The sequence below is a fragment of the Lampropedia aestuarii genome (assembly GCF_004803635.1).
GTDB classification, from domain to species: Bacteria; Pseudomonadota; Gammaproteobacteria; order Burkholderiales; family Burkholderiaceae_C; genus Lampropedia; species Lampropedia aestuarii.
This window is the reverse complement of sequence record NZ_SSWX01000032.1, coordinates 19678-29096: the sequence shown is the minus strand read 5'-3', so window position 1 is coordinate 29096 and position 9419 is coordinate 19678. Positions and strand designations below refer to the sequence as shown.

The window sequence follows — 9419 nt, the reverse complement described above, 5'->3', positions numbered from 1 at the left end:
AAAACTGAAATAGGAGGCTGAGAACTATCTACAAAACCCTGGTCGATTCACCTTGCCAGCAGGGCAAGCCAACGGCAGCTACAGCGTGAGCTACACAGCGACCGTGAATGCAGGCGCGAACGTGTCGGCAGGCAACAGTGTCAGTGGCACCGGTGGCGGCAACCCGAACGATCCGAGTGCACCGAACCCAAGCTGTGAGGGCAACTGCAGTACGGAGCACCCGCTGCTGCCAACGATCTCGCTGAGCAAGACGGCCTCTCCAGCGGTGGGTACCGTCGTGGCTCCAGGTCAAGTCGTGACTTATACGTTGAGTGTGCATGTGGCTAATGCTCCGACACAGACTCCGATTGTGCTGACCGATGTGTTGGGCAAGGGCTTGACATTCTCGTCGGTGGTTGCTGCAGGGGGCTTCACGCACGATGCAGTGGCAGGCACATTCACATTGGCCGCAGGCCAGGCCAGCGGCACCTACACCGTGACCTATTCCACCACCGTGGATACAGGGGCGAGCTCGACCGTCGTCAACCACGTTACAGGCAAAGGCGGTGGCAACCCTGGGGATCCGCGCGGAAGTGATCCGGTATGTGTGCCTGGTGAGTGCGAGACCTCGCACCCGATCCGTCCTGGCGAGCCGGTGCCGGTGCCAGTGGGCTCACTGTGGTGGTGGCTTGCCATGGGGGCGGGGTTGGGCGTGATGGCCAGACGCAAGAGTGCGCGGGCCCTTTAACCAACACGCGCATTAATCTAGGGGAGGCGTGCGGTGACGCATCGCTTGCCCTCTCCCAGATGCCTTGTGAACCATCGATCCAGTCGGTTCAGCGGTTCACAAGGCTTACTGTGCGGATACCCCAGGCGATAATTGCGCCATGGACGACGATTTGAAAACACCTTTGCAGTGGCAAAGACCGCCAGGCTGGGCCAAGCTCGGTGTGCCCGCTTCTGCAAGAGGTTCGGTGCTGCAGTTTGTGCTGCAGCGTTTTTCGCATGTGCCGCAAGCCGTGTGGGCTGCGCGCTTTGCCCAGCAGTTGGTACGCGACGGCGATGGCCGTGTATTGCAGGCAGAAGATGCAGTGGAGCGTGTGCAGCATATCGTTTATCCACGTCACCCACCGCATGAAATGGTGATCCCATTCGATGTCGAGGTGCTGTTTCAGGATGCCGATATCCTCGTGGTCGACAAACCCCATTTCTTACCTGTTGCGCCCAGTGGCAATTATGTGGCACAGACCGTGCTCAGCCGCATGCAGCATGAATTGGGGCTGATGCAGCTGGCACCTTTGCACCGCCTTGATAAGGACACGGCTGGTTTGGTGATGCTGTCAGTCAATCCTGCCACGAGGGACCGTTACCACGCACTCTTTCGCGACCATGCTATCTGCAAGCGCTATGAGGCAGTGGCACCTGCCGATGTGCGCTTCGCAACGCAGGTGCGCCATGCCAGCCGGCTGGAGCCAGGAGGAGCACGTTTTTTCACGATGCACGAGGTCGACGGCGCAGCCAATAGCGAAACCCTGGTGCAGCTGCTGGAGCTGCATGGTGCTTGGGGGTTGTACCAGTTACAGCCGATAAGCGGCAAAAAGCACCAATTGCGGGTGCACATGGCAGGCCTGGGGCTGCCGCTGCGCAATGATCCGTTTTATCCAGAGATCACCGATCCGCCTGAGGGCGATTTCAGCCGGCCATTGCAACTGCTGGCCCGGTCATTGGAATGGGTTGATCCGATCAGTGGGCAGCGGCGTTATTGTGAGAGTCGTCGCAACCTGCAATGGCCCGTAGCAGCCGTCTAAAGTGTTGGCAGCGCCAAGGCGCGCGTGGCTGCGGCTTGCGATCAGGCTGGCAAAGCGGTGCGCTTGGCGCCCGCATCGAGCAGCATTTGCGCCACTTGCTGGCCTAGTTGATCCGCTTGCTCGATGTGTTGCACAGGGCCGCGTATGTCGGCCTCTAGCAGTGGTTGACGTCCCTCAGGATCACCCCATATCGCACGCAGCCACAACGAGCCCGAATTGTCTTCTGACCAAACCGCATGGGCGGCCAGTGGCACGGAGCAACTGCCGCCTAGAGCACGGCTAACAGCACGCTCAGCAGCAGTGGCGAGCCACGTCGGAGGGTGTGCCAGAGCCTGTAAGGTGGCGATCAAGGCCGATTCTTGTGTTCTGACTTCCAAGCCGAGCGCGCCCTGGCCTGCTGCAGGCAGCATTTGCTCGGGTGTGAACAGGCAGCGAATGCGGTCATGCAGACCCAAGCGCTCCAAGCCCGCAGCCGCCAAAATAATGGCGTCAAATTGGCCTTCGTCGAGTTTGCGCAAGCGCGTGTCGATATTGCCACGTAACGGTTCAATTTTTAAATCAGGCCGCAGGTGCTGCAAAATCACCTGTCGGCGCAAACTAGAGGTGCCTACGACAGCGCCCTGAGGCAGATCGTCGAGCTGGGCGTAGTGGTGCGAGACAAAGGCGTCGTAGGGATTGCCTCGTTCAGTGACACAGGCCAGCACAAAACCTTCGGGCAACTCCATAGGAACATCTTTGAGCGAGTGCACAGCCAGATGGGCTTGCCCTTGGAGCAAAGCGGTTTCCAGTTCTTTGACGAATAAACCTTTGCCACCGACTTTGCTGAGGCTGCGGTCGAGAATCTGATCGCCCGTAGTACTCATTCCCAACAAACTGACGGTGTGTCCAAGGGCTTTGAGGCGTTGCTGAATGTGTTCGGCTTGCCAAAGTGCCAAGCGACTTTTGCGTGTGGCGATTGTCAAGGAAGAGGGCAGAGTGGTAGACATGGTGTGCAAATGTAACTGAGCTTGCCAGTGGCGGGGCATGGGGCTCGCGTTTGATTATAGTAATGGACCAAGGTGACGATTCATGAGGCGCACCTTCTTACGATCTGCAAATGGACAAGGCACTGTGGCTGCTTGTTGGCGCAATAGGCCTTAGAGCCTGTTCAAAATCTCCAACGCGGCTGCGTGGAGATTAGGTACAGGCTCTTAGGGCACATGCCAGAAGCTGGCAGATGGGGGCTTATCCTAGCATGCCTATTTAAAAGGGGCGGTCTGATCTCCTACTCTATTACTTGTGCATCTGGACGATGGCTGTGCAATTTCGTCAATTTTTCGCGATATGGTGAGTGCATATTAGAATTCGACAAAATAACATTTTGTTGACATTTAACCGCTTGGCTAAATTAGCTGACTAATATTTACAGCTCTTTGCCTGAAACTGGATAAGCAATGCGAATTGATGAACTGATCAATACACTCAAGGAGCTCAACGGCTCTACGGCCGATATTGAGGCCTCTGCACTGATCTCAATTGATGGGTTATTGGTGGCCTCTGCGATGCCCGCTGGCATGGATGAAGACCGTGTGGGCGCGATGTCGGCAGCGATCTTGTCGATGGGCGAGCGTGTGACGCGTGAATTGGCAAGAGGTGCGCTAGAGCGGGTGCTGATTCAAGGCGAGCAAGGCTGCATCATCATGACCGCTGCCGGTGAAGAGGCGGTGCTTACTGTCACAGCCAAGGCCAACGCCAAACTGGGCCTGTTGTTTTTGGATATCAAGCGTGCTTCTCAAACGCTGGCCGCTCTGTTGTAAGGAGACGTCGCGATGTTCATGTCAGATATGACTGCTCCGCCACAGCCGTGCCATTCAATGCGCAAAACCTTCTACGATGGCAGCACCAGACAGCTGTATTGGACAGATGAAGAGGTGCCTTATCCGGATGGGCAGTTGATCGTCTCGCGCACCGATCTGCAGGGACGCATCACCCACGCCAATGAAGCCTTTGTTCTGATGAGCGGCTATTCGCGCGAAGAGCTGATTGGCGCGCCGCACTGCATTTTGCGTCATCCCGAAATGCCTGCCAAAGCCTTTGCCAGTCTTTGGGGTGATGCCCAAGCCAAGCGCAAGTGGCACGGTTATGTGAAAAACTTGCGCAAAGATGGCAGCTTTTATTGGGTCTACGCGACTGTAGTGCCCAATATTCGCCGCTCGGAGGTGGTCGGCTACACCTCGGTGCGGCGCAAACCTTCGCGTAAAAAAATTGATGAAATCACCGCTGTCTACCAGGCTTGGCTGAGCGAAGAAAGAATTACTCGATGACATTGAATTTTTTGGTGGCACCTGATTTTCCGCCGCAAAATTTTGCCGGCTGGCACATGTTCAATACCGTGTTGCAAAAGCGCTCAGGCATGCATTTGCGTTTGGTCATGCCGCAAAATGCGACTGAGCAAGCCCAGTTATTGCAAGACGGCGCGGTCGATGTCCTGTATGCCAACCCTTTTGATGCGGCTGAGTTGATCCGGGACCATGGCTATGTGCCGTTTGCACGCCCGATCAATCGCTCCAATGAAATGGTGATTGCGACTTCGGCTGCAGCAGAGCAAATGCACTCGGTCGAAGACCTGCCCAGTGGCAGCAAGATTGCTTTGACTGCCAACCATGATGTGAAGCTGATTGGCTTGCGCCTGCTGGAGCCGGCCGACTTGACTGAGCAGGACATTCGCTGGGAGTTGGTCGAGAGCTACCAGGCTGTGGCCCGGTTATTGATTCAGGGCAAGGTCGATGCCGGCTTCTTTTTGGCAACGGCCTACCACGCCTTGTCTAAAATGACCAAAAATCAACTCAAGCCTTTGATTGAAAGTTCTCTGAAAGATATCTCGCATGTGCTGCTTGCACATCCCAGTGTCCAGGCCGATATTGCCGTGATCCAAGAGGCCATGCTGGGCATCGGCAAACAGGCTGGTGATCAGGATGTGCTCGAAGCCATGGGCTTGCATGAAGGCTTGGAGCGCATGGAGCAAGAGGATGCAGAGTTTATGATTGATTTGATGGATACGTTGCGCGACTAAGCGGCTGTATCTGGGCGGCGCTTGTGCGCAGGCAGTTCACAATTGACCATGAAGGATTGGCCTTGAATCGCTTTGACAACCCCATGCCTGCCGGCCAGGCGGCGTCTGCTGCTGCGCAGCAACAGGCACGCTTGCGTCTGCGCCATATGGCGCGCCGGGTTCTGGCGCAGCCAGGCCAAACCATCAACCACCGCAAACGCCTGGAAGCGGCCACACATGTGGCCGGTGAGGAGCCGCTGCAAGGCTGTTTGGTCGATTTGTTCAGCGTGATCGTACCCAGCAGTGCCGTGCCATTGTTTGAACTCGCCTGTGATTTGGCCAACAAGCATTTGCCACCACACATCGCACAAGTGTTTGATTGGCATTTTGCGCAAGGAGAGGTGATTGCGCCTGTGCACGCTTTGGCCACGCGTTGGAGTGTGCTGGTGCAGCCATCGGCAGCAGTGCCAGCACGGCTGAGGCGCGCCAGCAGCGACGAGTCGCGTTTATTAGCGCAGCGGGTCTTGGCCGCATTGCAAGAAGGTGGCGAGCGCGCCCAGACACTGGAGCAAGAGTTTTTGGCCCATTGCTTGGCCTGCCATGACCGCCTGGCTTTTATGCTGGCTCGCCGTGAGTGGCTGCGCACGCATCCTGAGCTGACTGCGCAGTGGCAAGCCGTAGCTGAAGCCCTTGAGCAAGACAGAGGTCCTGAGTGACGCCCTATTGAACGGCCCGCCATTGCTTTCAGGCATACTGCCAATCGAACAAGCAGGGCTTGTCCGATTCGTTGGTTTTTCTGCCGCAATTTGTCATCAAAAGCATTTATTTCATGAGCACGACTCCACCACGTTCTGCCCCGCTGCGTAGCTCTACCGGGATTTTCGACACCTGGTACACCTTGACCCCGCAAGGCGTGTTGCACGCATTTGGCTCACCCGAGCCCGATGCGCAGCAAAAAGCCTTGCAAGCTTTGCTGCGCAGTGAGCAGGCCGTCAGTAAAAGCGAGTGGGGCCTGACAAACATGGACACCGCGAACTTGCCGCATGCGCAAGAGCGGCAGTGGGTGCAATTGCTCTCGCGTCCGGTGTCGGGGCCCGATACCCGGCTGTCGGACTTTATTCGCCACGTGATTGCGCCCTTGTCGGGCCAGCGCCAAGCGGTGTTGGCGTCCGATTCTGGTTTTTGCCTGGACCGCGTTGGCGTAGAGCATGAGGAGGCCGAGGCAGTCAGCGCTGCTGCCGCTGACTTCTCCGAATATGCCAAGCGCCAGTCGCGCCGGGGCTGGCAGGGCGCAAACCGCTACGTCTCGTTTTATGAAGACTCGCATTTGTTGCTGCCGAGCTGGTCGTTTGTGCCGATCTGGGTCGACGGTTCAGGCTACTGGCTCGCGATTGCGGGTGAGCCCTTGCTCAATAGCCTGGCTCTGGTCGAGTTGGTTTGGGGCATTTGTCTGGCCGGCAACCGCTTTGCGCCTGATTTCTAAGATCGTAAGCACGTTCTAAGAACCTGCCTACGCTGAGCGCCGATTGCGCTGCGCCAATACAACCCGTATCAAGCGGATGGATCGCTCACACAACAATCGCTTTGCTGTGCGTCTGGTTCAGCCAAACCTTGCAAAATAGGGCAGTCGGGGCGGTTGTCGCCATGGCAGGCGTGCACCAGGTCCTGCAAGCTGGCACGCATTTGCCGTAAATGCGCAATGCGTTGCTCCAGCGCCTGGATATGCCCTTGTGCAATACGCCGCACATCGGCACTGTGGCGGCTGCGATCATCCCATAAACCCAGCAGTTCGCTGATTTCAGGCACGGAAAAGCCCAAATCGCGCGCGCGGCGGATGAACTGCAGGCGATGGATGTCCTGTTCGCTGTAGCAGCGGTAGCCCGCCTCGGTACGGACTGCCGCTGGTAGCAAACCATTGTGCTCGTAATAACGGATCATTTTGGCCGATACCCCACTGGCCTGGGCCGCCTGGCCAATGTGCATGGACTGAACTGCCATCGTCAATCACTTTCTGAAAAATGGAGCCGATTAACTTGCCTGTGCCTGTGCCTGTGCGCTGAGCGGTTCAAAGCGCCGCAAGCGCAGCGCATTGCCCAGCACAAACACACTTGACAACGCCATGGCTGCGGCCGCAAACACTGGCGAAAGCAACAGGCCCCAAGCCGGATAAAGCACGCCAGCGGCGACCGGAATCAAGGCGGTGTTGTAGGCAAAAGCCCAGAACAGGTTTTGCCGGATATTGCCAATGGTCGCCTGTGACAGCGCAATGGCATTGGGGATGCCCTGTAGATTGCCAGACATCAGCACGACATCGGCAGTTTCCACTGCCACATCGGTGCCTGTGCCTATGGCCAGGCCGACATCGGCTTCGGCCAGCGCAGGCGCGTCGTTGATGCCGTCCCCCACAAAAGCCACCGGGCCGTACTGCTGGCGCAACAGGCGCAATGCCTGCACTTTGCCTTCGGGCAGCACCTCGGCCTTGACTTCGTCAATGCCCAATTGTGCGGCAATGGCCTGGGCCGTTTGCGCATTGTCGCCAGTCAGCATCGCCACTTTCAGTCCCAGTGCATGCAAGGCCGCAATCGCTGCCGGTGTACTGGCTTTGATGCGATCAGCAACAGCGATGATGGCTGCCAGCTGGCCATCGATGGCGGCATACAGCGGCGTTTTGCCTTCACGCGCCAAGCGGTTGGCCGTCTCTGCAAACTGCGCGACAGACAGGCCCAGCGAGGCCATGAAACGGTCCGCACCGACTTCGATGGTTTGCTCCGCTCCCTGAAGCTGCAGGCGTGCACGCACACCATGGCCCGTGATGGACTCAAACTGCGCAATGCTTGGCAGTACCAGCTGTTCCTGCTCGGCCGCCTGCACAATGGCGCGGGCAATCGGGTGCTCGGATTGGGCTTCCACGGCAGCAATCGCAGCCAGACTGGAGGCGCGCTCAAAACCTGCGGCCAACTCAAAATCGGTCAACACTGGCTTGCCCTCGGTCAAGGTGCCGGTTTTATCGACTGCGACAACGCGCGCATCTCTGAGCGATTGCAGCGCCTGGCCTTTGCGAAACAAAATACCCAGCTCTGCGCCGCGCCCGGTGCCCACCATAATCGAAGTCGGTGTGGCCAGTCCCATTGCGCATGGGCAGGCGATGATCAATACCGCTACGGCATTGACCAGGGCCAGCGTCAGCGCAGGTGTGGGCCCCCAGATCAGCCAGACCACAAATGTCAGCGCCGCTGCAGCCATCACCGCGGGCACAAACCACAAGGTGATCTTGTCAACCATGGTTTGAATCGGCAGTTTCGCGCCTTGGGCGTCTTGCACCATGCGGATGATTTGGGCCAGCACCGTGTCGCTGCCCACCGCTGTGGCACGGAAGCTGAATGCGCCCGTTTGGTTGATGGTGCCGCCCACCACGGTCGAGTCAGCGGTTTTTTCGACTGGAATGGGCTCGCCAGAAATCATCGACTCATCGACAAAACTGCGCCCCTGCACCAGCGTACCATCGACGGCAATGCGCTCGCCTGGGCGCACATGGACAATGTCACCGGGCTGTACTTGTGCAATGGCGATCTCGACAATGGCGCCGCCGCGCTCCACACGAGCGGTCTTGGCTTGCAAGCCGACCAGGCGCTGAATTGCTGCCGAGGTGCGGCCCTTGGCGCGGGCTTCCAGGTAGCGGCCCAGCAAAATCAGTGCGACGATCACGGCTGCGGCTTCAAAGTACACATTGACGGTATGGGCTGGCAGCAACTGCGGCGCAAACGTGGCGATCACGGAGAAGCCATAAGCGGCCAAGGTGCCCACTGCGACCAGCGAATTCATGTCTGGGGCGCCGCGCAGCAGCGCAGGAATGCCTTGGCGGTAAAAACGCAGACCTGGGCCAAGCAGCACCAGACTGGTCAACACCCATTGCAACAGCCAGCTATTGTGCGTGCCGATGGTGCCGGCAATCCAGTGGTGCACACCTGGAATCAGGTGCGAGCCCATCTCCAGCACAAACACCGGTAGGGCCAAGGCGGCTGCCAGCCAAAAGCTGCGCTGCAGCTTGCGCTGCTCCGTCTCTGCGCGCGCTTGGGCTTGTTCTGTGGCTTGGGCGGCATGGTCCGGCTCAATCACGCTGGCTTGGTAGCCCGCTTGTGCGATTGCCGCCAGCAATTGCGCAGTCGAAGCATGGCCGACAATGCTGGCACGTTCGGTTGCCAGGTTGACCTGGGCGCTGGTTACGCCATCGACTGCTTGTAAGGCGCGTTCGACTCGGCCCACACAGGACGCACAGGTCATGCCCTCAATGCTGAGCTCCAACGCAGGCGCGTGCGCATCGTGCGTGGACACAGCCGGCTCGATAACGCGGTAGCCGGCTTGCTCGACGGCTTTGACCAAGTCGGCGCGTTGCAGCGTGGTGTGGGGCGCAGCTTGAATCATGGCTTGTTGCGTGACCAGGTTCACGCTGGCGCTGGCCACTCCAGCAACTGCGCCCAGCGCGCGCTCGGCCCTGGCAACGCAGGAGGCACAATGCAAGCCGTCCAAATCCAGGCGAATCGGTGCTGCTCCACTGGCAGGGCCGTGCAGGGACTGCGACGTATCAGGGCGGTTGACTTGAA

General features: G+C 58.4%; 10 protein-coding genes. 7 read left to right on the top strand and 3 right to left on the bottom strand.

Annotated elements, in window-relative coordinates; all coding sequences use genetic code 11:
* Positions 1-85: 85 nt before the first annotated feature.
* Complete coding sequence (locus tag E8K88_RS16890; RefSeq protein ID WP_168797378.1) at positions 86-727, top strand: isopeptide-forming domain-containing fimbrial protein; 642 nt, start codon at positions 86-88, stop codon at positions 725-727.
* 139 nt (positions 728-866) lie between these two features.
* Positions 867-1787 carry a pseudouridine synthase gene (locus E8K88_RS16885; protein WP_136407848.1) on the top strand — a complete coding sequence of 307 codons (921 nt, stop codon included), beginning with the start codon at positions 867-869 and terminating at the stop codon, positions 1785-1787.
* 41 nt (positions 1788-1828) lie between these two features.
* On the opposite strand, the gene hemC is transcribed toward E8K88_RS16885, so the two are convergent.
* The gene (gene hemC, locus E8K88_RS16880) at positions 1829-2773 is read right to left on the bottom strand and encodes a hydroxymethylbilane synthase (RefSeq protein WP_136407847.1); all 945 of its coding nucleotides are present in this window, start codon (positions 2771-2773) and stop codon (positions 1829-1831) included.
* Positions 2774-3220: 447 nt separating this feature from the next.
* Between hemC and E8K88_RS16875 the strand changes: the two genes are divergently transcribed.
* The 5 genes from E8K88_RS16875 (at position 3221) to E8K88_RS16855 (ending at position 6301) form a co-directional block, all read left to right on the top strand.
* Positions 3221-3583 (top strand): roadblock/LC7 domain-containing protein, encoded by a 363-nt coding sequence (locus tag E8K88_RS16875; protein WP_136407846.1) that lies wholly within the window; start codon positions 3221-3223, stop codon positions 3581-3583.
* Between the two features lie 18 nt (positions 3584-3601).
* Complete coding sequence (locus E8K88_RS16870; protein ID WP_240754577.1) at positions 3602-4090, top strand: PAS domain-containing protein; 489 nt, start codon at positions 3602-3604, stop codon at positions 4088-4090.
* Positions 4087-4839 carry a phosphate/phosphite/phosphonate ABC transporter substrate-binding protein gene (locus tag E8K88_RS16865; protein WP_136407844.1) on the top strand — a complete coding sequence of 251 codons (753 nt, stop codon included), beginning with the start codon at positions 4087-4089 and terminating at the stop codon, positions 4837-4839. The genes E8K88_RS16870 and E8K88_RS16865 overlap by 4 nt, the downstream gene beginning before the upstream one ends.
* Before the next feature lie 62 nt (positions 4840-4901).
* Positions 4902-5534 carry a hypothetical protein gene (locus E8K88_RS16860; RefSeq protein WP_136407843.1) on the top strand — a complete coding sequence of 211 codons (633 nt, stop codon included), beginning with the start codon at positions 4902-4904 and terminating at the stop codon, positions 5532-5534.
* Positions 5535-5647: 113 nt separating this feature from the next.
* On the top strand, positions 5648-6301 hold the full coding sequence (locus E8K88_RS16855; RefSeq protein ID WP_205880115.1) for a hypothetical protein: 654 nt from the start codon (positions 5648-5650) through the stop codon (positions 6299-6301).
* Between the two features lie 68 nt (positions 6302-6369).
* Here E8K88_RS16855 and cueR read toward each other — a convergent pair whose 3' ends face one another.
* Together cueR and E8K88_RS16845 are read right to left on the bottom strand one after the other, a co-directional pair.
* Positions 6370-6816: a Cu(I)-responsive transcriptional regulator gene (gene cueR / locus E8K88_RS16850; RefSeq protein ID WP_476703256.1), complete on the bottom strand. Its 447-nt coding sequence runs from the start codon at positions 6814-6816 to the stop codon at positions 6370-6372.
* Between the two features lie 30 nt (positions 6817-6846).
* Complete coding sequence (locus E8K88_RS16845; RefSeq protein ID WP_476703257.1) at positions 6847-9387, bottom strand: heavy metal translocating P-type ATPase; 2541 nt, start codon at positions 9385-9387, stop codon at positions 6847-6849.
* Positions 9388-9419 lie beyond the last annotated feature (32 nt).

Bases quoted from the DNA above. Each gene is read 5' to 3' on its own strand.
- E8K88_RS16865 (WP_136407844.1), top strand. From the start codon at position 4,087: ATGACATTGAATTTTTTGGTGGCACCTGATTTTCCGCCGCAAAATTTT.
- cueR (WP_476703256.1), bottom strand. From the start codon at position 6,816: ATGGCAGTTCAGTCCATGCACATTGGCCAGGCGGCCCAGGCCAGTGGG.
- E8K88_RS16875 (WP_136407846.1), top strand. From the start codon at position 3,221: ATGCGAATTGATGAACTGATCAATACACTCAAGGAGCTCAACGGCTCT.
- E8K88_RS16885 (WP_136407848.1), top strand. From the start codon at position 867: ATGGACGACGATTTGAAAACACCTTTGCAGTGGCAAAGACCGCCAGGC.
- hemC (WP_136407847.1), bottom strand. From the start codon at position 2,773: ATGTCTACCACTCTGCCCTCTTCCTTGACAATCGCCACACGCAAAAGT.
- E8K88_RS16870 (WP_240754577.1), top strand. From the start codon at position 3,602: ATGTCAGATATGACTGCTCCGCCACAGCCGTGCCATTCAATGCGCAAA.
- E8K88_RS16855 (WP_205880115.1), top strand. From the start codon at position 5,648: ATGAGCACGACTCCACCACGTTCTGCCCCGCTGCGTAGCTCTACCGGG.